The sequence below is a fragment of the Dorea sp. ICN-14282 genome (genome assembly GCF_037890115.1).
Taxonomy (GTDB): Bacteria; Bacillota; Clostridia; order Lachnospirales; family Lachnospiraceae; genus Dorea_B; species Dorea_B phocaeensis.
On record NZ_JBBKBH010000003.1, the window covers coordinates 151092 to 172239 of the forward strand.

At 41.2% G+C, this 21148-nt stretch carries 23 protein-coding genes and 1 pseudogene; all 24 read right to left on the reverse strand.

Annotation, left to right across the window (positions count from 1 at the left end):
* Positions 1-293: 293 nt before the first annotated feature.
* Positions 294-2465, reverse strand: a pseudogene (locus WKT00_RS09230) (VirB4-like conjugal transfer ATPase, CD1110 family); the annotation flags it as partial.
* On the reverse strand, positions 2347-2811 hold the full coding sequence (locus WKT00_RS09235; RefSeq protein ID WP_117457256.1) for a PrgI family protein: 465 nt from the start codon (positions 2809-2811) through the stop codon (positions 2347-2349). The gene WKT00_RS09235 and the pseudogene WKT00_RS09230, both read right to left, overlap by 119 nt.
* A 23-nt stretch (positions 2812-2834) precedes the next feature.
* On the reverse strand, positions 2835-3704 hold the full coding sequence (locus WKT00_RS09240) for a VirB6/TrbL-like conjugal transfer protein, CD1112 family (RefSeq protein WP_015524554.1): 870 nt from the start codon (positions 3702-3704) through the stop codon (positions 2835-2837).
* Between the two features lie 12 nt (positions 3705-3716).
* The gene (locus WKT00_RS09245; protein WP_082425621.1) at positions 3717-3848 is read right to left on the reverse strand and encodes a Maff2 family mobile element protein; all 132 of its coding nucleotides are present in this window, start codon (positions 3846-3848) and stop codon (positions 3717-3719) included.
* Positions 3849-3872: 24 nt separating this feature from the next.
* Positions 3873-5570: a recombinase family protein gene (locus WKT00_RS09250; protein ID WP_015521926.1), complete on the reverse strand. Its 1698-nt coding sequence runs from the start codon at positions 5568-5570 to the stop codon at positions 3873-3875.
* 26 nt (positions 5571-5596) lie between these two features.
* Positions 5597-5779: a hypothetical protein gene (locus tag WKT00_RS09255; protein WP_015521925.1), complete on the reverse strand. Its 183-nt coding sequence runs from the start codon at positions 5777-5779 to the stop codon at positions 5597-5599.
* A gap of 303 nt (positions 5780-6082) precedes the next feature.
* On the reverse strand, positions 6083-6199 hold the full coding sequence (locus tag WKT00_RS09260; protein WP_015543458.1) for a putative holin-like toxin: 117 nt from the start codon (positions 6197-6199) through the stop codon (positions 6083-6085).
* A 264-nt stretch (positions 6200-6463) separates the two neighbouring features.
* On the reverse strand, positions 6464-8371 hold the full coding sequence (locus tag WKT00_RS09265) for an AAA family ATPase (RefSeq protein ID WP_023843669.1): 1908 nt from the start codon (positions 8369-8371) through the stop codon (positions 6464-6466).
* 38 nt (positions 8372-8409) lie between these two features.
* Entirely contained in the window at positions 8410-10137 is a 1728-nt protein-coding gene (gene mobQ, locus WKT00_RS09270) for a MobQ family relaxase (RefSeq protein ID WP_003864580.1), read from the reverse strand.
* On the reverse strand, positions 10137-10502 hold the full coding sequence (locus tag WKT00_RS09275) for a DUF3847 domain-containing protein (RefSeq protein ID WP_015543456.1): 366 nt from the start codon (positions 10500-10502) through the stop codon (positions 10137-10139). Before WKT00_RS09275 ends, mobQ begins: the two co-directional genes overlap by 1 nt.
* A gap of 200 nt (positions 10503-10702) precedes the next feature.
* Positions 10703-10933, reverse strand: coding sequence for a hypothetical protein (locus tag WKT00_RS09280; protein WP_003864582.1), 231 nt, complete (start codon positions 10931-10933; stop codon positions 10703-10705).
* Positions 10921-11487 carry a DUF3990 domain-containing protein gene (locus tag WKT00_RS09285; protein WP_020944841.1) on the reverse strand — a complete coding sequence of 189 codons (567 nt, stop codon included), beginning with the start codon at positions 11485-11487 and terminating at the stop codon, positions 10921-10923. Before WKT00_RS09285 ends, WKT00_RS09280 begins: the two co-directional genes overlap by 13 nt.
* Positions 11480-11704 carry a DUF3791 domain-containing protein gene (locus WKT00_RS09290; RefSeq protein ID WP_003864584.1) on the reverse strand — a complete coding sequence of 75 codons (225 nt, stop codon included), beginning with the start codon at positions 11702-11704 and terminating at the stop codon, positions 11480-11482. Before WKT00_RS09290 ends, WKT00_RS09285 begins: the two co-directional genes overlap by 8 nt.
* A 322-nt stretch (positions 11705-12026) precedes the next feature.
* On the reverse strand, positions 12027-13538 hold the full coding sequence (locus tag WKT00_RS09295) for a hypothetical protein (protein WP_003864585.1): 1512 nt from the start codon (positions 13536-13538) through the stop codon (positions 12027-12029).
* A 112-nt stretch (positions 13539-13650) separates the two neighbouring features.
* Positions 13651-13833 (reverse strand): DUF6440 family protein, encoded by a 183-nt coding sequence (locus tag WKT00_RS09300; RefSeq protein ID WP_003864586.1) that lies wholly within the window; start codon positions 13831-13833, stop codon positions 13651-13653.
* Between the two features lie 180 nt (positions 13834-14013).
* Positions 14014-14181: a hypothetical protein gene (locus WKT00_RS09305; protein ID WP_173741029.1), complete on the reverse strand. Its 168-nt coding sequence runs from the start codon at positions 14179-14181 to the stop codon at positions 14014-14016.
* Between the two features lie 94 nt (positions 14182-14275).
* Positions 14276-14701 (reverse strand): N-acetyltransferase, encoded by a 426-nt coding sequence (locus tag WKT00_RS09310; RefSeq protein ID WP_003864588.1) that lies wholly within the window; start codon positions 14699-14701, stop codon positions 14276-14278.
* A 57-nt stretch (positions 14702-14758) separates the two neighbouring features.
* On the reverse strand, positions 14759-15280 hold the full coding sequence (locus WKT00_RS09315) for a GNAT family N-acetyltransferase (RefSeq protein WP_003864592.1): 522 nt from the start codon (positions 15278-15280) through the stop codon (positions 14759-14761).
* Between the two features lie 346 nt (positions 15281-15626).
* Complete coding sequence (locus WKT00_RS09320) at positions 15627-15833, reverse strand: helix-turn-helix domain-containing protein (protein ID WP_003864593.1); 207 nt, start codon at positions 15831-15833, stop codon at positions 15627-15629.
* A 146-nt stretch (positions 15834-15979) separates the two neighbouring features.
* Positions 15980-16390, reverse strand: coding sequence for a single-stranded DNA-binding protein (locus tag WKT00_RS09325; protein WP_003864594.1), 411 nt, complete (start codon positions 16388-16390; stop codon positions 15980-15982).
* A gap of 23 nt (positions 16391-16413) precedes the next feature.
* Positions 16414-16713, reverse strand: a complete 300-nt coding sequence (locus WKT00_RS09330) for a hypothetical protein (RefSeq protein ID WP_015543455.1) — start codon at positions 16711-16713, stop codon at positions 16414-16416.
* A gap of 696 nt (positions 16714-17409) precedes the next feature.
* Entirely contained in the window at positions 17410-18264 is an 855-nt protein-coding gene (locus WKT00_RS09335) for a substrate-binding domain-containing protein (protein WP_015543454.1), read from the reverse strand.
* A 1-nt stretch (position 18265) separates the two neighbouring features.
* Positions 18266-19984 (reverse strand): Na/Pi cotransporter family protein, encoded by a 1719-nt coding sequence (locus WKT00_RS09340; RefSeq protein ID WP_020944839.1) that lies wholly within the window; start codon positions 19982-19984, stop codon positions 18266-18268.
* Positions 19985-20156: 172 nt separating this feature from the next.
* Positions 20157-20939 carry an EAL domain-containing protein gene (locus WKT00_RS09345; RefSeq protein WP_003864600.1) on the reverse strand — a complete coding sequence of 261 codons (783 nt, stop codon included), beginning with the start codon at positions 20937-20939 and terminating at the stop codon, positions 20157-20159.
* Between the last annotated feature and the right edge of the window lie 209 nt (positions 20940-21148).

The window sequence follows — 21148 nt, forward strand, 5'->3', positions numbered from 1 at the left end:
TTTCGCCCATTTTCATCAGCGTGTCATTTCACGCTCAGCATAGCATATCTTTTTACCACGATTATATCGTACCGGCTGGCAATGCGGCCTCTTGGAGCTGTTATATTCTGCTTATGCAGGTTCAAGCTCTATGCGTTGCGTGTGGTTATTCTATTATGAATAGCCTTCCACTCGGATTAGGTCGCTACCCCTTTCCCGTTTTTTCCGCATTGATAATTCTGACTTACTTGCCGGTTTCAGTCAGAACGGCGACAGTTTACACTTTAAGCGACTAACAAGTAGCAAACCAATTCACCAGTTGGAATACCTCCCCATTTACGGAATCGCTTCCAAATTTCCACGCTGTAGGCTGCTGTCTGCTCTTCTTTTAATAAAAGATGGAATTCATCCACATAGTAACGGGTAGATTTATGAGCAGAACGGTTGATGGTCACTCGGTTCCATACCTGATCCTGCACAATCAGCATCCCGATTTTCTTCAACTGTTTTCCAAGCTCTTTAATATCAAAACATACGATACGGTTGTTGATATCTACATTTGTGCGATGATTAAATACATTCAGAGAACCTGTAACATAAATCTCCAGAGAAGTGGCCAGTCGCTGTGCTTCTGGCTCTTCCTGCTTTCTCAGAAGGTTGTATAAGTCCTCCAGGATTGGCATCTTCTCCGGCACTGGATCGGCAAGATATTCCTGATATACCAACCGCACACAACGGTCAATGATGGTCTTTTCTACCGGCTCCAATCCATTCTTTCCTCCAACAATCAGCTCACACAAAGACAAAATGAAATCTGCTTTCAGTGACAGCGGGTTGTCTTCTTCGGAATAATTCAGGTTCAAATCCATTGGATTGATATACTGGTCAGATACCGGAGAAACCCGTACCACCTGCCCATGCAGTGCCTGCACCAGTGCCGAATATTCGGCTTCTGGATCACAGACAATGATATCGTCCTCCGTAATCAAAAAGCAGTTTGTAATCTCTCTCTTTGCTGAGAAGGACTTACCGGAACCTGGTGTACCAAGAATCAGTCCATTCGGGTTCTTCAGACGTTTCCGATCAACCATGATCATGTTGTTGGATAATGCATTCAATCCATAATAAAGAGCTTCCCCTTCCTGAAACAACTCCTGTGTCGTAAATGGCACGAAGATCGCTGTTGAAGATGTGGTAAGCCCTCTCTGGATTTCAATCCGATTGACTCCAAGTGGAATACAGGACATGAGTGCTGCTTCCTGCTGATAATCCAGCTGTTTTAAAGAACAGTTATATTTCTGTGCGATCCCCTGCACCTGGAAAATATTGTTATCCAGCTTCTGACGCTTCTTTGCAGTATTCATTACCAGAACTGTCACAAGGAACATTCGCTCATTTCTGGACTGCAGATCTTCCAGCAGATTCTTCGCCTCTTCTCCATAAGTCACAAGGTCCGACGGAAGCACGTCCATATCATAACCGGAACGTACCGCTCGTTTCTGCTCTTCGATCTTCATCTTATCCAAATCTGAAATCTTGCTCTTGATCATTTTGATTGCTGAACTCTGATCAATGGACTGGATATGAATGTTGACATTGATGCTGTCATCTATATCCAGGAAGTCTGCAAGCATTCGGTCTGTCAGCTCCGGTGCAAGAATCTGCAGATAACTCACACTTCCCATCGTTCTTCCCATCATAAATGTCTGATTCTTGGAAAAGTTAAAGGAAGTCGGTGCAATAAAATCTTTGGTCTTTAATCCTGTTTCCGGAAGCATCTTATACTGGAACTTAAATGGTTCAATCCGATCCTGGTTGAACACATGATACATAATCTCCAGCCTTTCCAGACCATTCAGTGAATGTGCCTGTGCACCCAAAACCTTAAAGTTATTTAAGATATCTGTTTCAATTCTTTCAAGCCTCGGTCTTGCTACCTTCAGACTCTCTGCTTCAATTCCAAAAGTGATATACTTTGTCTTCACCAGACCATTATTTCCCTTGGAAAGCTGATTCTTCAACATGGTACGGTATTCTTCACGAATGGCATTGAAGTCATCGTTCTGATCCGGAATATCAATACTTTTCTCAAATTCTGCCACATCCACCTGCTGATTGATAAAGGACAGCTGCACACTGATGGAAGAATCAAAGTAATTTAAGAAATCACAATAATTCTCAAATATCGTGGTCTTATCCTCGTTTAAAGCCAGCTGATAATTGATGTCATAAAACTGAATAGTCTTAGAGAAAAAGGTCTTTGTCACCTGGCAGATACCATCCTGCAGCATCCGAATATACGGGATGCTCTGCTGTGCAGTTGTAGGAATGTTTTTCTGTTTCCTGCGGTCCCGTTCCTGCTTCTTCCTACGCTTTTCCTGTTCTCTTTCTTTTCTGCTTTTTTTGTTTCTTCTTTCCTGACGGTTTCTTTTTTCCGCTAGGGACAGACGCTCCTGCTGAGCCTCCTGCTTTGTCTTTTTTGCCATCCGGCACACCCTCCTTTTTTACAAGGGTGGAAATCTCCTGATAAAAATTTTCTGTCTTATATGGTCTTACCGCCGGACAGATAAACTTCTGTCGAATGATATTTGCCACCACTTTTTCAAATGGAAGCCCGTCTTTTTCATACATTGCCATGAAGAAAAACGGAAGCATGATCGTTACCATCAGGATGGCTGCGATACTGGAACCGATTGGTTTTCTCATGAACAGATAAAACGGAATTCCCACAACTGCGGCAAGTGAAAAGAAAATCAACTGCCGTTTTGTCAGATTTAACGCTACTTTTGTTTTGACCTTGGTAAGGTCTTTTGGTACTGGTACATACGCCATGGTATGCGCTCCTTTCCTGCCCGTTAGTGGGCATTGAATATCGATTTGCTAAGGCTTCCTGTCTTGAATAATGAAAATGCAAGAATCACGGTATAAGCCGCTACTGAAAACATTGCTGCATGAAGGTCACTTGATATGGTCATTGCATTTACTAAAACTGCATAAATCCCCACGCAGACCATCATGAAGAATCCCTGAAATGCCAGTGCGAACAAGCCTTTTAAATAGTTGTTTCCGATATTGCCCCATTCCTTATTGGTCATGGTGGCAAATGGAATTGGTGCTATGGAAGTATAAAGGTAAATCTCAATCATCCTGCCATACAAAATCACCGTAATGATAATTGACAGAATGTGCATGGTAACACTGATCAACATCGTTTCCATGGATAGCAGGAACAAATCCCCTAACTCCATATCCTCCAGGGCATCCACAATCCGTGAAATTGCTTCTGTTGCATCCACCGCAGTGTTTCCTGATATCACCCCGGCGGCATTGTTGACCACATGCTGGCCAACATCAAAGACCGCCATCGTGATATTGAACGTATTTGTCACCAGATAAATGGCTACATACGCTTTGAAGATCCAGAGGAAAATGTTATAAGTCTCAAATTCATGGAAATTGTTTTTTTGTGTTACCATCGTGATCAATTCATAGCACAGGACAAAGGTGATGATCAGTCCCGCAATGGGGACAATCACTGTTTGGGATATATTCTGAATCAGATTAAAAATCCCTGCATTCCATCCCTGCGGTGTCTGTCCCACCTGCCCGGCTATGGTTCCCACCTGCTCATTGACAGACGTGAACATGTTATCCAAACTTGACTTAATAAGCCCGATCAGGATATCCTTTATCGCTTCCGTAATTCTCTCAATGATGGTGTTCATCTACCACTCCCCTTAAGAGAACAATGTTGCCAGCTGTGGAATCAGGGTAGTTCCCAGCAGCATGATTCCGGCACCAGCCATCAGCTGTTTTATGTCTTTTATGAGAAAATATTTGCTCGAAATGAGCCTTGAAAAGATTAAAATAGATTAAATTTTGATAGATTTTTCTTATTTATGGGAGCCGGAACCTCTTTCGATGGTTCCAAGCTCCGGTATTGGTTTTAAGTTGAAATGAATTTCCATTGTGACCGTTTCAGGAGTACGGCAGTAATTTTCTGTTCCGTCTTTCTCCTGCGGTTCTGAGATAACGATTTTACTGATCAGCCGGTTCAGAAGATTGGCATCCAGTTCTTTGATGTCCGCATACTCGCTAATATCGTCAATCCACTGCTGGGACTGTGCATCCAGTTTTTCTTCCGTATTCAGCACACTCTCATTCTGGAAAAGTTCCTTTTTGATATCTGTCTGCTCCTTCTGTGTCTTCTCCAGCATCTTATCAAAAACAGATTCTGTAATCTTGTCATTGATAAGGTCATCATACAGTTTTGCAATCAGCCGGTCTAACGTTTCCAGGCGGTCTTTCTGCTTTGATACCAGCTTCTCCAGACTTTCCCTGTGTCCCTGTGTATCTTCCTCGCATAACTCCTTTACCCGGTTTTCCAGTTCTGTTCCGTCTCCGGTAACTGCTTTTGCACATTCCTGGATTCTGGTAAGGACTGCATCATACAGGTCATCAGCGTCCACCCGGTGCTGGGTACAATGTGCTTTCCCCTTATGGATATAAGTGGAACAGGTATAAACTTCATGCTGGTCTTTGGTGTGCGTCTTCTTCAACGTCAACGCACCGCCACACTCTGCACAGCGGAGTAATCCGGCAAACATGCTGTATTCTCCCTGTTCTGTCTGGCGTTTCCTGCCTTTCATCTTTGCCTGTACCAGATCAAATACATCCTGCGGAATGATTGCTTCGTGGGTATCCCTGACTGTGATCCAGTCCTCCGGAGCTTTATCTCCCTGATTGCCAATCTTGAAACGGTAGTACCTTTTCTGGGAAGCCATGTCACCACAGTAAACGGGATTCATCAGCAGGGATTTCAGATAGGATTCATCCCATACATATTTCCCATTTTCCGGGTCTTTCTTTTCCCATTTTGTGTAATAGGTGCGGAGTCCCCGTTTCCGGTGCCACCATGACGGGCAGGGAATCTGCTGGCGTTCCAGTTCTCTGGATATAAAGTTAATCCCATGACCGTCCACCGCCCACTGGAAAATTTTCCGGACAATCGGTGCTGTCTCGTCGTCAATCAGGAGATGTCCCTTTTCCTCCGGGTCTTTCTGATATCCCAGTGGTGGAACAACACCTGTAAACTTTCCCTTGGTTGCCTGCAGGTGATAGGACGCATGGACTTTCTTGGAAATATCTCTGGAATACATCTCGTTCAGCACGTTCTTAAATGGGGCAATCTCATTGTCTCCGGCAAAGGTATCCACATTATCATATAATGCGATATACCTTACTCCATGCTTTGGGAAAAACTCCTCCATCAGAAATCCTGTCTGTACATGGTTTCGTCCCAGTCGGCTCTGGTCTTTGGTAATTACAAGATTCACCAGTCCTTTTTCACAGGCTTTGAGAAGTCTCTGCAAATCAGGTCGGTCTGTGTTCAATCCTGTATAACCATCGTCCTGAAACACATCCACCACCTGCCAGCCCTGTGACTGACAGTAATTCACCAGTATGTCTCTCTGGTTGGAGATGCTGGCACTCTCTCCGGTCAATTCGTCATCTTTGGAAAGTCGGCAGTATACACCAACTCTCCAGGTTGCATTTCTTTCTATATTGTTACTCATATATCTGTTGTTCATCTGATACCTCCGTTACTTTGCACATCCTACGCAGATTTCAGATTACTGAACTCATAATCATTATACTGCTTATCTTTCATTATTGCAAGTTTATCTTTTGTTTTCGTGTCACGTATTTTCTGTGCGATCACCTCTGCAAACACTTCTTTTGCGTCCTGATCACCGTCAAAATATACTCTGATGTTGATAATTTTCTTCTTCACTGCCATTGTAAAACCTCCATTTTTTGCAAAAAAAGAGCAGCTAATCCATTTTTACAGATTAACTGCCCAGACTGTTGGTTACATATATTAAAATTTTTGTATTAACATTTCAGAAATTGGGGATATAATAAAGACAGGGATAAATCCCTGTCAGATGAACTGCATATTTTAATTTTCCCATTGAAAACAAGAGGAATGTGTGGTACATTTGTTATAGGAAAAGCACCCACTCCAAAGTGGATGCCGCCTGAGTTGACTAAATGGTCTTACGACCACCGCCTATCCTGTTGGCAGACAGGATAGGCATTTTTATTTCCTCTTGTTCTTCCGATCAAGAAAGGCAATAATCGCAATTAACAGGCTACCAAAAGCGATCAGTAAACTGAGTACGCCTAAGAATATTGAGATAATCTCATAAGCTGTCATATCACGCACCTCCTTTCTTTCATCTCAGAACCCCGAAAGGCTCCGGTCTGTAAATATCAGGAGGCAGCCACACCCTGTCACAGGTGCTTCCCCGTAACATTGCTGTTACCGGATAATCATACCATTATATTCGCCATATTACAATTCATTTTTGTTCCAGATTCACAGCAATCCTTATTCTGTATGGATACCTGCTATTTCCGTTTGATTGCCTTGCACCGGCAGACGGCAGACGGCAGATAGGGTATCTATAAAGCCTGCCGTTCACTCCAAAATTCTGCCGTCACCCATTCTCCCTTGTTTTTTTAATCGAATGGTATTTTCCTGCTTTTCATTCATCCGATAATCCAGTTCTTCTTTCATCCGGCTTCTGGCTTCTCGCATGGTTCTCTGGGAGATTCCCTGTGCTTTTGCCTTTTCATCCAGTTCCCGGATTGTGACTGCATTTCCGTCTGCAAGCAGTTCATAGATCAGTTTCGTTCCCCGTTGCAGTTTTGTTTCTGTCGGCTTTCCTTCCTTTCCGTCCAGAAGATCATCTGCGGAAATCTCATAAGCTCCCACCCAGCGGAATCCTTCTTCATCTCCAAGTTTAAATGCCATCGTCTCACCTGGAGGTGCAAGAGAACTTTTCTCATGGATCAGTACTCTTGTTGTCGGGTCTTTCTTTACTTTCCCGATAAAAAGCAGGCTTCTCACCGCCGCCATGATATCAATAGAACCAAGTCCCCGGTAAGTACTCTGTGTCCCTGAAGATTTATTCAGATGTCCGATCAGCACAATCGCACAACCGGTCTTTTCAGCGATCATTCCCAGTTTCCGGAATACCGGACGGACTTCATTTGCCCGGTTCATATCCACATCGGCACCGATAAAAGCCTGTACCGGATCAATGATTAAAAGTCTGACCTGATTCTGACGGATTGCTTTTTCAATACGGTCATCGGATAACGTCAATGCTTCCTCTGTATCATCAATGACCATCACCCGACTCAGGTCTGCTCCTGCTTCCACCAGCCTCGGCTTAATCGTATCTCCCATACCGTCTTCTGCAGTCTGATAGATCACATTAAAAGGTTCAATCTCTTCCATGTTCGGGAAAGTCTTACGGTTCGTGCAGGCTGCGGTCAGCATCATGGCAAAATAAGTTTTTCCCTCTCCTGGATTGCCCTGAATAATCGTCAGTTTTCCAAATGGCAGATAGGGAAACCACAGCCATTCTACACTGGTCTGTTCAATGTCTTCATAACACAACATCGGCACCAGTTCTTCCTTCTCCGGTACTTTCATTGTAACTGTTTCAATGATTGATTTCTTCCTGTCTGCATTTTTATCACAGAGGATTTCATTCCAGTCCTTTCGGGACGGTTTCAGACGGATGACACTGTATCCGTCCGGGATTTCTATTGCCAATTTCTCACTGGCTTCATTCCCTGCATGGTCATTATCCAGGCACAGGAAAACCGAAGTAATCTGAGGGCGTTCAGAAAGAAAAGCCATCAGTGCCGCACTGGAAATGCCACCCAGACTCAGGTAGCTCCGCTTTTTCCAGTCTTTGGGAAATAATTGGATAAAAGAAAGCAGATCAATGGCTGCTTCAAACACAAACAACTGATTATCCGTCCCTCTGTGACAGAATCCGTAAGATTTATCAGATTCAGCCACATCTCCCCGGTATTTTGTTTCACCAGTTCCCCTGCAATGGGCATATCTTGGAATACCGTCTGCATCTCTGCCAACAAACACCACATTATGGTGCTTCTTTTCTTCATAAATATCCCCACTGCCGATCCATTCCTCCACCATATTCTTTTCAATCCCTCTGTTTTCTGTCAGATATCTGATGATTCTATCATTATTTTCCTCTTTCTCTGGTAATCGGAAGTCAGGGGACGGGGCGGGGCAGGTACTGTTCCTGCCTTCGCCTTCCTCCCCGGTTAGCATCTTGACAGCTTCCGGAAATGTGGCATTGTAAAATTCCATCACAAAATCCACCGGATAGCCACCCCTCCCCTGACTGTGCCTGTACCACCGGTTTCCGGATACCGTTACACTGTCATGCTTTTTCCAACGGTATTCCTTTCCGCTTTTCCCTAGTTGTTCTCCCTGTGCGCTCAGAAAAGAAACAAGATCTGTCTGATTTGCTCTTATAATTTGTTCTTCTGTATACTGCATTTTGCTCATCCTTTCCCGTCTGTCCTGCTGACAGACTGTTATAAACTCATGTCATAGTTTCGCTTTTTCTTCACTGCCTGTTGTTTTGCATCACGCTCTGCACACTCTTTCTTTTTTTCATCCAGTTTTCTCAGAAGAGAGGTCTTCTTTTCTGGATTCTGCTCCGACTGGTTCAACGGCTGTTGCTCTGCTTTCCCGTTTTCTTCAAGAATCTCTTTCGCCTGAACTGTGTAAAATGTCGGGAACTTCACCTGCTTCTCCCTTTTTTCTTCTGAACGCCCGGAAGTATCTGCTTCTGCCATTTCCCGGTCACGTCTGGCAATATCCGCACAGCTCTGTACCTTTTTCACAAAAGTTAGTTCCTCCTGGTACGGCTGATTATCTGCTTTCAGCTCTTCGATCCCCGCCTGAAGTTCTTCTTTCTCCCGTTTCCATCTGGCAGTTGGCACTTTTCCATTTTTATCCAGATGTTGTTTCAGTTCCCGTTCACATTTGCGGTAATAATTGATTTCTTTTTTATGCTGCTGATAATATCTCTCCCGTCTTTTCTGAAAATAGAAATGGTTATACTCATCAATCAATGGCTGATTTGTTTTTATTACCTCTGCCATCTTTTCCAGATTCTCAAGTTCCTTTAACTGTTTCCGCTTTTCAGAAATTTCTTTTTTACTGACAGAAACAACACCGTTCAGTTCCTCAATCCGTTCCTGCAAGTCATCCATCGTTTCTATCTGATGTGTCTGAAGATAACTGATGGATTTTGCAAACTCCTGTAAATTGGAGAGATTCTTACCTCTCTGTTTCATCTCCGCATAAAAATTGGGAAGTGGTGGTCTGCCCTGTGTCTTTTTATCATAATAATCCTGCAGGCTTTCCAGCAGTGTCGGGTTCTGCCTGCGATCCAGCTCTGCTTTCATTTCCTCATAAGCTGTCTTCATCCACTGAATGGATTCTTTCAGAGAAATAAACATCTGGTTAAACTGCCGGATTGCCCGGTTCAATTCTCCGATCACCGTTTTGATTCCCTTTTTCTCCATTGCCCGGACTTCATATCCCTCATGGATGGTCGGGATCAGGTCAATCCCCTGTTCTTTGTAGGAACGGTGGTCGATTCTGGATGCCATGTGGCACTCCCTGAATTTCCCATTTACTTTCTCTGTCCATGCCCGCCGCCATTCTTTTAAAAGCTCCGGATCATTCCATCCGGTAGTAGAAACAGCATTGAACATATCTTTTCCTTTGGCATCCTTCACCCGGTTTCCATCCTCATCAAGAATATATTCCCTTCTCTGCTTATTGCCCCAGATTCCTTCCTCTGTAAAAGGACGGATTGGGACAAGCACATGGAAATGGGGATTATCCGGTTCTTCTTCATTTTCCGCTTTTCCCTCATGGACTGCCAGATCCACGATCATGCCACGTGCCACAAACTGCTCCTGGCAGAACTCTTTTGCCAGTCTGATATTTTCCTCAAGTGTCAATTCATTCTGCAGTGCAATGTCAAACGAATAGGCAAGCTGTGCCTTGTTGTTCCGTTCCACATGCTCCACCTCGTTCCAGAGTGTTTCCCTGTCAGTCAGACGCTCTGGCACATACTCCGGTGTCAGGATTTCTGTAAATATCACACCTGACTTGCTCGTATAATCGTGTATCTTGTTGTAATAACTGTCAAAAATCCTCTGCCCGGAAATATAGGCTGCGGAAGCGACCACCATCTGCCCTTTCCCTCTGGATACATTCCTTACTGAAAAATGATACAGTGCCATTAACTGTCATCTCCCTTCTCTGTCTTTTTTACTGCTTCTGCAATCTGCTGTTGATCTTTGTGTAAGGCGGCTATATGAGCCTGCCGCACAATACTCTTGTTGTAACTGCTGTTCTGCAGTTGATTCATCATGTCCTGGACGTCTTCCTGTTCCAGATCTCTGGACAGCGGAAATACTTTCTCAAACTCTGCCCCTTTGACAATCAGCCGGTGGGAACGTTCCCTGCGTTCTACCAGCTTCTTCCGCTGCTCCAGAATGTTTTTGTGGTGAATTGCTGCCTCCAGTTCCTGTCTGCTCTTTTCCATGTTGGCCTTCAGTTCCTCCAATGACATGGATTCATACTTTGGATTTTTTGCTCTGCTCATTTTCTTGTACTCCTTCTTTTTTCTGTAAACAAAAAGAACCGGCTTATTCATGAATGCCGATTCCTGGGTATAAAAAACTGAGGTCGTTGTCCTGTGATTAGGAAATGCTGACCTCAGCGTTTTTGAAATATTTAATTGTTGCTCCTTGGAATGAAAGTCTTTGTCACCATTGTCGTATAAATTTAAACTCACATCCCATATCAGGATTTCTTTAATTCTTCCATATACAGTTCAGCTATATATGCCGGACCAGTGCACCACAGCTTTGTCTTCTCATCATACAGTGCTTTTCCTGTCTTTGAACACAAAAAATCTGTCAATACCTCGTTTCTGTCCTTGCCTGTCTCTTCTGCGATTTCATCTGTCACCATAGTGATCAGAAGGTCGATTGTATAATTCATTTTTTCCTTTGGAATTGTTACTTCAGCCATATCTTCTCACCTTTCACAAATTTCAGACACTCAATAGCTGCCTCAGTTTTAAAGCAGTATTGATCTTTCAATTTATTCGGCAGCAACTGTCTGATACAGAAATCGTCTGCTACTTTATCACCTGCAGTCCCAAAAGCACCCGCAAGATAAGCGGTAAGAGTAGCGTTTGTTGCATCATCCGCAATCTTTCCTGCAATGATATCATATTTTGCCATTTCACGTTCAACCTCAATAAACATTTTTTTCTTTCGGTGAGCGGCGATACAATGTAACCAGTCCACATCTGCATTTTCAAAAATATGCGTTTCAAGATTTTCTGAAAGTTTGAATTCAAAAGTTGAAATATATCCAAACTTCTGCCCCTCTTCAATTGTTCCGGTTGCGATGGCTTTGGCTATTGAGGTTCTCAGAAAACTTTCTGCCTGTTCCTTTGATGTGGTTAAATAAAATCCCTGTCCAAAATCTTTTCTCTTTGCACATTTGGCAAGATCTGGCTCTTTTACTTCACAATAACTTCCATGATAGAGAACAAATCCATCTTTTAACTCAAGCACTAATCTCTATCCCCTTTCTTTGCAAAAATTCAGTAATATCTTCAAGCACAGCTTCATCGCCTTCACAATGAAAAATCCCATAGCATTTTTCTATATATCCAAGAACATCGGCTTCTTTAAACAAGTGGATAATCTGTTCAACAGGTAAATGCCACTCTTCTGAAGCAAGCCGGATTAGTCTTGTTTGCATAAAAGTAATCTCTGTTTTCTCACTCATTATGAATCCTCCTCATTTTCTTAGTCAGTAAAACCGGAATTGTTGATTACCAAGGCATATTTCCAAATCGACTAATAAAAGTTACTGTTAGTCCGGTTTTATCAATCATTGCAAGTTTTACGATTGCGCCTGTACTGTTTGCTTTCCTCCGTCGACATTCAAATCTGTTGCCGTGGCACCTGGATCAGCGCAGTTCACCTCTTATGTCTTGGAGTCCTTTTGCATACTTCCAAAAGAACCCAGTCCGCTTGAAACATTTACGATAATAGTTTTATTTTTTCTCTCATTGTCATACAATGCACCTACTTCCCCAGAATTTATTTTACCACGTATTCTTCTGTTCGTCTGTCACCTGCATCGTATCTGCATTTACCAGATAAAAATCTACCAATTCGGTCTCGTAATTGCCATCCGGATATACTTTTTCTAACACCAGTTCTTCGCAGGAATTACCATCTGCATCTGTCTTGGAACCATTATCGTACAGACAGTATCTCACATTTACCGTATTACCGTTCTTTGTTTCCTGCGTTTCGCTGACGACAGCATAGACTTCTCCCTTTGCATTCGCCGTGTAACTGAACGCCATATTTTGAAGTGTATTCTGCTCCTGAAGGTAATTATAAACTGCCAGCATTGCATTTTGAATTGTCAGACCATCATGCTGCCCTTCTGTCTCGTAATCTTCTATGGTATTTCCACTCTGAATATCCTCTGAATCTGTTGAATTCTCTGTATCCAAATCCGGTAATTCTGTAGTATCCTCTTCTTGATTATCTTCTTCATCTATTGTATCCGAAGACCACCACAGACCATCCATACTCTGCATAACAAATGGATTATTGGTTCTGTATCTCCGTTCACCACCATAATCTTCCTGCACAGTTATATACGTATATTTGCTGTCACAACCAGTCACCGTTTCTGTTCCATCCATTCCGAACACTACACTCAGACCACTCATTCCAATAATCAAAAGTGCAAATATCGCAGCAGCTCCATAGACAATTATCAATGCCACTTTGTTTTTACCGAATTGTATGGATAATGCCTGGCAATTGTGTCTGTATAAACTCACGATCCCCCAGATCAAAAGAACCGCCAGACTGATTGTAATAACAGTAATCGATATTTCTGCGAAACGATATCTCACTTCATATCCCATATCACGTTTTATACCATACCACAATCCATAGAAGAAGGTACTATACGCAAGAACCAAAGTAATGATACTGATCCGTATCGGATGCTCTTTTTTATCCGGCACTGCCTTCTTCAGTGCCTCTGCCATCTGCGCTGCCGCTCTCTGCTCTATCCACATAGCAAGCTCTGCTTTTGACGGATATGTGCATTTAGTATCCGGAATCCCTGCGTAACACATCTGGCTCTCTTGAATCCCTGTCGCATCTCCTGCTGCCATTGCTGTAACCACTTTCAGGTAATAATACAACTTCAACTGTGCTGGATTGAATTTATCTATACGAATATCTGCCAGCTCCTGTGCAGCCCGTTCATAATTGTTAAGGAGTACACTCATCCGTGCCATAACCAAAAGCATCTGATTCGCTACAGCAGGGTAACGGTGATATTGCTTCTCATATAAATACCGTGCATACTCATGTCGTTCTTCCGGTGTTAACCGATAGGACTTCTTTCTATTCTGTGCCAGCATCGCAATTCGCAGACCATAAGCCAATTCCAAAATTGCAATCAGCTGGCAGATAAATGCACCAAATCCCCAGATATCCGTTGTATACCGCACATAGGTCACCAACACAATGCCTAGCATTGCCGGAATCACGATCAACCATTTTGTCCAACCTGATCTTCTCATAAAAATCTCCTGAATTGTTTTTCTGAATATAGTATATTACCGCACACACCAATCGACCATATACATATTGTGACGATGCTGTTACTTACCATAACAGTTGCTGTTTCTAAGGTCATCTATTTATAGCCTGAGAAATAACTGGTTTCCCATCTCTGTCCAACAATGGAGTCAGTCCACCTGAATACCCACATGCATGATATAAATAATTCACACCAGTTTCCTTATCCACCCATATCTCAGTAGTAGTTAATGCTCCCTGAGAATATATTTTTTCAAATCTCTCTTCTTTCGCCATTTTCAATTTCCTCCCATAATCAATTTTTCGGTTTTATAAAAAATGTTTCTCTGTTACTTTCTCGATTGTATCATGACATACAGTTCCATCTTCGGCAATCGTCGATTTTCTGATAAATCTCGAATGATGCTTTAATACTCCATAAGCATACCAGTCATGGTTGCAAAATACTTTGCAGAACTATGCATAGCCATGTTCCTTACAGGTATCGAAATACAGACACCTGCTGATTTCATAAGTAAATCCACTATCATCATCCTGCAAAATTTCTGTCTCCCAACATACCTTTTTTTCGCCCTCCAGATCATCTACCAGAGACTGTCTCACAATCTTATAGCCATTCGGCAATAAATCGACATGCTTTTTTCTCTTTTTCCGTTACCATATTTTCTCCCAACTTGCACACTAAGTCATAATTTTCCAAACACTAAAACTTGAATTTCTATTTCTGCTGCCATGCCATTACATAGTCTTTTTCTCCAGTAGCTTCATCCAAACCGCTATACTGAATCTCAAATCCTTCTCTTTGATAAAAGGATATTGCCCGTGTATTTTTTTGATATACATTTAAGATTAATTTGTTTCTTTTTCCCTTTACATAGTTTAGCAAAATTTTACCTATACCTTGAGATTGCATTTCGGCAGAAACAAAAATACCTTCAATGTATTCGTTACTTAACCCTATAAAACCCTGTATTTCCTGTTTATCCTCGTAAACATAGACAGTTGCCTGTAATAGAAGTTCTTTTACTAACTCAAAATTACTTTTCCAATATTGAGCAGAGATAAAATAATGTGTCTTTATATTTGTATCTAACCATATTTCTGCAACTTTATTTATATCCACTTTCCGTAATTCTCTAATCATAACGGTGATGCTCCTCAAACTCCGATTTTCTCAATTTTTCAAACTGGAATTTACGAACTACAATATCTTTTCGAGAAAAAGATGGTTTTTGTGTGCAATTACATCTCCAACTTTTTTAGAAGCACTAGCAATTATTTCAAATCCATTTTTTTGATACAAAGATAGCGCAGGAATATTTTGACTTCCTGTATCCAAACGTAGTGCCCTGCAACTATTTTTTTGTGCTAATTCTGTAGCGAATTTTATTAGTGATGATGCAATTCCTTTACCAGACATACTCGGACGTACCATTAAAAGGTGAATTACCATTACCTCATCTTCAGATAATTTTTCTTTCCAAGGAATAGTTGCATATTCTATTGGTTGAACTTTATCAATAATGATACTTCCAACAATTGTTCCGTTTTCTTCATATACAAACAAAGCACCAGCATAAATAGCCCGTTCTGCATCATCTTTCGTTGGATAAACCCCTTTCTTAAATACAGTAAAGGCTGTATGATTCAGTTCATACTGGAAATGCTCATTGTAAGTATCTTCAATCGAATTAACATCTTTTAGTATTGCTTTTCTAATCATAAAATCTCTCCACAAATTTTGATTTCACACTTTCTTTCCCCTTATATGTCTATATCTGAAATATTCAGTCACAAACTTTATCAGGGATAGGCATCTGTGCCGCAAGGGGATCTTCCCCTTGTACGAAATCTCTGATTTCGCTGTATTTCCCGGTTTGAGATTTCTTGAAATCGGGAACAGCACCGCAGGTCGCACGATACAGGCAGATGGAATTGCCTGTATAGAAGTGCGCTCTTAGCGTTGCTAAGAGATTTATGCCGTATCCGGCGTGTTATCTTTTTTCAATTTCTTTTTTCGACTTCTGAAGCATTCTTCCAGTTTTAATAATTTGACATGTCTGCTCTTGTTACTCATCATCTGTAAATTCCAGCATCTCATCAACGGTGCAGTCCAGCTTCTTGCAGATCTTCTCAATCGTCTCCATTGATACATACTGGTTTTTTCCCATCCTGGCAAGAATATTTCCACTGATCCCGGTGAGGTACTGCATCTCTATCCGCTTCATATTTTTATCTATGAGCATTTTCCATAATCTGTTATAACTTACGCCCATAAGCAACCTCCATATTTTTCATCTGAACATATTTTGATTATATCACGATTTCGTTAGGTTGAATACCTGTAATTTTTGATGTCTTCTGTAAAATGGAAAAGAGGATGCCCCGACAAAGGGCAACCTCTCCAACCATTTACTTCGGTTTAGTCGAATGGAACCTCACCTTCCGGTGCTTCCATAAATCCGTCCTTATCTGTTTTCGGTGTTTCCGATGAATCAGCTCCAACACCATTATCCTTGTTCTGGGCAAATTCATGTTCTTCCACGATCACATCTGTAGTATAAATTGTTTTCCCGTCCTTGTCCTTATAATTGCCAGTGCTGATACGACCGCCAATCACAATCCTCATTCCCTTGTGAAGATATTTCTGTGCAAACTCTGCACTCTTTCCGAATGTGACACAGGAAATAAAATCCGCTTCCTGTTCACCGTCACGTTTATATCTTCTGTTTACCGCCAGTGTATATCTTGCTACTGCCATATCATTATCTTTTCCGGCATATTTGATCTCCGGATTCTTTGTCAGTCTTCCCATTAAAACCACTTTATTCATAATCGTTACTGTCCTTTCCGCAGCTACGCTGCCATTGCATATTCTTCATCATCTGTTTCATCGTCCGGCATAAACATTGCACATGCTTCCGGTGGATTGGTATCATCCGGTGAAAATATTTTCCGGATCATTTCATACATGATCGGATACCGATATGCGATTTCTTCTCTTGCAAGGAATCTGCATACCCTGTAAAGATTCTTTTTCATTTCTTCATCTGTTGTAAGCATGGCAACCAGATGGATTCTCTCCCTTGTATAAATCAGATTCGGGCATCCAAACCAGTTAATCAACTGCATTTCTTTCATTTTCAGTTCTGTCATAAACTGCTCCTTTCCGGGCATTTTGCCCTGTAAACATTGTCATCAGTTTCATTCGTCCGGCGGTCTGGCGTGCGTTTCCCTGTCACCTGCAGCCGTCTCAGACTGCCTCTGCCTGCATCAGCAGGTCACTGACCATAAGGCTTCGGTCAGCCGCCCATCATCGGGAGTGTCATTATAATTTCGCTCGCTCTCAGAAAAAGAAAGGTCATGGCATAACTCCTGTTAGGCTTCCAGGGTGCACTTATCGGTTGTCAAGGTTCATCGAAGGAACATTCCAAAACGTCCTCTGATTACTAGAGTCAAATGACTTCGCAAGATGCAAAAGATTCGTGATATTTTTTTGCATTTTTATCATTTTTTCTTTTACTTTTGTTAGTCCCTTCACATACTCTGTACTGAGACAGGCAAAAGCGGACATCTTTGGGGTAAAATTTTTAAAATAATTGTTCCTCTACCTATAAAGCCTGGGAAGCGGTATTTACCAACCCCCTTTTGCAAGTTTTTTTCGCATAAATGAAATATTCCCTCACTAATAGCAAGTTTCAGAGGGCATTTGGACGGTACTTTTGCAGAAAAAATTATTTTTCCACTAATCACACGTGGGAATTTGAAGAATGTCAGATAATTTTGAAAAAATCCAAAAAAGAAGCACCGACCGTTATAGTCAGTGCTTGTAAGATATTATATTCGTTTTTCTCAGGAAAGATCATCCCAGTTTTTATATGTTCCATTGTACAGACCTGTAAGTTGTTTTATTGTAAGATTTTCCAGTGGATTTTCTTCATTTATCACAATAGCTATAGCATCTTTTCCAATGACTTTTGTTTCCAGAAGCTCTGCTTCATAATCCTTTAATTCTCTGGATGACATTGCGAAATCACACTCTCCACTTATCACCGCCGTAATCCCTCTTGAAGAATCTGTTGCTTTTACTTCTATTTCAGCATTTGGATTTTGTTTCTGATAGTCATCTGCCAGTGCTTTTACCATTGGTTCCATTGAAGTGGATCCTTCAATCAGAATCTTTCCTTCTGACTTGTCAGAAAGGAATGTTGTTGTACTGTCAGCCTGAATACAATATTGTTTCACAATATCCTGTCCTTTACTCTTTACATAAGTCAGGAAATCCTGTTCCACATCTGTCAGTTCTCCATTATAAGCCAGATAATAATCCCTGCAAAGAGGATAACTGTTATTGTCTATTGTTTTCTCAGAAGGAAGAACTCCGTTGATTTGAAGTATTTTTCCATTCGTATCTGTTGCGGAACTATATGCGACATAACCAACTGCGTTTTTATCTTCTTCCACCTTTTTCAGAACTTTCTCTGTAGAATCAACAACTATTCCTGTATCACTCTCAGGCAGTTTCAAAAGATTCTCAAATTCTGCTCTGGTTCCTGACCCTTCTTCTCGTGATACAGCTGTGACAGCTCCCATAGCAGACAGATCCGGCAATGGCTCTTCCTCGGTTCCACATGCTGTTATTCCCGTTGCCAGCATTATCATTATCAGCAGAAGTGCAGATTTTCGGATGTTTTTTTTCTTTACCATTTTATACTGCACCTCTTTCCATCATTGATTTTCCCGTCTCTTCATCAAGGTTTATAAAAGCCACATTATCACAGGCTTCTTCTGCAATGCTGACACAATTATCTGCCATACGGTCAAAATTATACATGATCCCAGAAAAATATCTTGTCATAGACGCATCACAAACCTCATTTTTTACACGGTTTAAATGTGCCTTACTGTATTTTTTCTCTGCTTTATGCATTTTTTTCTTATTTTTAAAAACTGTTTCAGCCACTACAGCATCACCCTTACGGATTGCCTCCATTGCTTTCTTTAAAAGCTGCTGGATAATATCAATGCAGTCTTCCATTTCTGAGGAGGCTTCACTGGTCAGTCTTTTTCCATTGTTATTTACTTTTTCACATATCTGGTCAATATCTTCACATCTGTCTGCAATCCTCTGAATACTATTGTTTACATACAGTAACCCTGCCGTCTGCTCAGACTGTTGTTCTGTAAGGTTTCCGCTTGCGAATAATCTGGTAATATATTCTGTCACACTGTCCTGTAACTGATGTACAATCTCCAGATTTTCTATAAACGAACCATGAGTTTTTGAGTCTCCATCTGCTACAATCGCCGTTTTTAAATCACTTAACAGAGATTCTGCCAGTTCTCCAAGTCGGTTCAGTTCCTTAGATACCAGAACCATAGCAGCCGCCGGCTGTTCAATCACTTTCATATCCAGATATTTGGGTTCAAAAGCTGCTTTCTCTGTTTTGTCATTTCCACGGATGATTGTTGTAACAATTTTTACCATCAGCGGAATCAGTGGCAGCCAGACCAGTGTACAGACGATATTAAACGTTGTATGTGCATTTGCAATCTGTCTTGAAATCACATCAATCTCATTTCCCTTTGGTGAAATAAACTGGACAAATTTTGCAAACCACGGAACCAGGAAAATAAAAACGCAGCTTCCACTGATATTAAAAATACTATGCGCAATTGCTGTACGTTTTGCATTTTTAGATTGTCCAATTGATGCAAGAAGTGCTGTGATCGTTGTACCTATATTATCTCCAAGAAGAATCGGAATCGCACCGGTAAGCCCTATTACACTGCTTACTCCGTCCGGTCCTGCCTGTGATGCAAAATTCTGCAGAACTGCAATCGTAGCTGAACTACTCTGCACAACCAATGTCATGACCGCTCCCAGTACAACACCAAGAACCGGAATGGATGAAACTTTTCCCATCAGATCAACAAAGACCGGACTTCCCGCCAAAGGTTTCATGACTTCACCCATGATTTCAATTCCTTCAAATAAAAGTCCGAATGAAAAAATTACCATACCGATATTTTTAACCTTTTCTTTTTTGCTAACAAAGTTCAGAATAAATCCAACAAAGATAATTGGATAAATATAATTGCTGATTTTAAATGCCATCAGCTGTGCCGTCATAGTGGTTCCTATGTTGGCACCAAAGATAACAGAAATTGCCTGCGGAAGACTCATAAGTCCCGCACTGACAAAACCGATAACCATAACTGTCGTCGCTGAACTGCTCTGCAATACAGCTGTTACAAGTGCTCCGGCAAGTGCTCCCATAATTGGATTTCTTGTAAGAAATCCAAGGATTTTTTTCATTCGTTCTCCTGCGGCTTTCTGAAGTGCATCACTCATGCTGTTCATTCCATAAAGGAACAAGGCAAGGCCACCGATCAGACCAAAAACCACTTTCACATTCTCGTTCATTTCTCTTTCCTCTCCTGTTATTATATAAGATCTACATTTTCCTATACAATTATAGAAGACAGAAATCAAATCTATGTGAGTGCTTGTGTAAAATAGGTGTAAAAATCAATGGAAATCTTTATAATGTTATAATTGACTTATTCATTTTTCACCTGCTGACATATAGTTTTCATTACGATTTATTATTCAGTCTACGTAATACCAACATCGCCTCATTCCTTACATTTTTGAACGTTCTGTCCGGTCTTCCAAGAAAATATCCTTGTCCGTAATGAACACCTAATCTACACAGACACTCCAACTCTGCTTCTGTTTCTATCCCTTCTGCAATCAGAATTGCTCCTGTCTCATTACAGTAATGCAACAGAAATTCCATCATAATTTCCTTTTTCTTATGTTTTTGAATATCTCTGACCAGTTCTATATCAACTTTTAAGTAGTTTGGCGATGTATTTACTACACGGTTCAGACCAGAATATCCAGCTCCAACATCATCCAAAGCTATTTCATATCCCTGATCTGCATAATGCTTCATAATCTGTTGCAGAATCTGATAGTTTTCTATATCCGACCGTTCCGTTATTTCAAATACAATGTCACAGGACGGTACTCCGGCTTTCGCAGCCTTACGGTTTGTAAATCCCTGTATGAACGATTTATCCTGAATGATATTACCATCTACATTAAGAAATAATTTTGCATGTTCTGGTTTATTCGCCGCTGCCTTCAATGCTTTATTTCTGCACAATTTTTCCAATTTCCAAACACAGCCTACCTGTTCAGCAATCACAAACAAATCTGAAATCATAAGAGTCGTATCATGCCTGTCGATACGACTAAGAGCTTCATATCCTGCCACATCTCCAGTCTGTAAATTTACAATCGGCTGAAATACCGGATATATAGCCTTTCTTTCTAATATTTTATAAAATTCATCTGCATTTTTTACTTTCATTATTTCTTCTCTGCCTCTGTGAATACATTTTCTGTAACCCTATCAACCCACTATATGATATCATCACTTTTTCATCCTTCAATCAGATTTAAGTAAAATCATAGTAAATTTTCACCATTGTTCAGCCAGACCAATTCTTATATAACACAAAGCAAATACGTACTACCACCTGTTTTTTATTATGAAAACTATATTAAATGAGGCTCTTA

Coding starts and splice junctions, on each gene's coding strand:
- WKT00_RS09235 (WP_117457256.1), bottom strand. CDS start 2,811: ATGGCGTATGTACCAGTACCAAAAGACCTTACCAAGGTCAAAACAAAA.
- WKT00_RS09240 (WP_015524554.1), bottom strand. CDS start 3,704: ATGAACACCATCATTGAGAGAATTACGGAAGCGATAAAGGATATCCTG.
- WKT00_RS09250 (WP_015521926.1), bottom strand. CDS start 5,570: ATGAACAACAGATATATGAGTAACAATATAGAAAGAAATGCAACCTGG.
- WKT00_RS09255 (WP_015521925.1), bottom strand. CDS start 5,779: ATGGCAGTGAAGAAGAAAATTATCAACATCAGAGTATATTTTGACGGT.
- WKT00_RS09260 (WP_015543458.1), bottom strand. CDS start 6,199: ATGACAGCTTATGAGATTATCTCAATATTCTTAGGCGTACTCAGTTTA.
- WKT00_RS09265 (WP_023843669.1), bottom strand. CDS start 8,371: ATGCAGTATACAGAAGAACAAATTATAAGAGCAAATCAGACAGATCTT.
- mobQ (WP_003864580.1), bottom strand. CDS start 10,137: ATGGCACTGTATCATTTTTCAGTAAGGAATGTATCCAGAGGGAAAGGG.
- WKT00_RS09275 (WP_015543456.1), bottom strand. CDS start 10,502: ATGAGCAGAGCAAAAAATCCAAAGTATGAATCCATGTCATTGGAGGAA.
- WKT00_RS09280 (WP_003864582.1), bottom strand. CDS start 10,933: ATGGCTGAAGTAACAATTCCAAAGGAAAAAATGAATTATACAATCGAC.
- WKT00_RS09290 (WP_003864584.1), bottom strand. CDS start 11,704: ATGAGTGAGAAAACAGAGATTACTTTTATGCAAACAAGACTAATCCGG.
- WKT00_RS09295 (WP_003864585.1), bottom strand. CDS start 13,538: ATGAGAAGATCAGGTTGGACAAAATGGTTGATCGTGATTCCGGCAATG.
- WKT00_RS09300 (WP_003864586.1), bottom strand. CDS start 13,833: ATGGCGAAAGAAGAGAGATTTGAAAAAATATATTCTCAGGGAGCATTA.
- WKT00_RS09310 (WP_003864588.1), bottom strand. CDS start 14,701: ATGATTAGAGAATTACGGAAAGTGGATATAAATAAAGTTGCAGAAATA.
- WKT00_RS09315 (WP_003864592.1), bottom strand. CDS start 15,280: ATGATTAGAAAAGCAATACTAAAAGATGTTAATTCGATTGAAGATACT.
- WKT00_RS09320 (WP_003864593.1), bottom strand. CDS start 15,833: ATGGGCGTAAGTTATAACAGATTATGGAAAATGCTCATAGATAAAAAT.
- WKT00_RS09325 (WP_003864594.1), bottom strand. CDS start 16,390: ATGAATAAAGTGGTTTTAATGGGAAGACTGACAAAGAATCCGGAGATC.
- WKT00_RS09330 (WP_015543455.1), bottom strand. CDS start 16,713: ATGACAGAACTGAAAATGAAAGAAATGCAGTTGATTAACTGGTTTGGA.
- WKT00_RS09335 (WP_015543454.1), bottom strand. CDS start 18,264: ATGGTAAAGAAAAAAAACATCCGAAAATCTGCACTTCTGCTGATAATG.
- WKT00_RS09340 (WP_020944839.1), bottom strand. CDS start 19,984: ATGAACGAGAATGTGAAAGTGGTTTTTGGTCTGATCGGTGGCCTTGCC.
- WKT00_RS09345 (WP_003864600.1), bottom strand. CDS start 20,939: ATGAAAGTAAAAAATGCAGATGAATTTTATAAAATATTAGAAAGAAAG.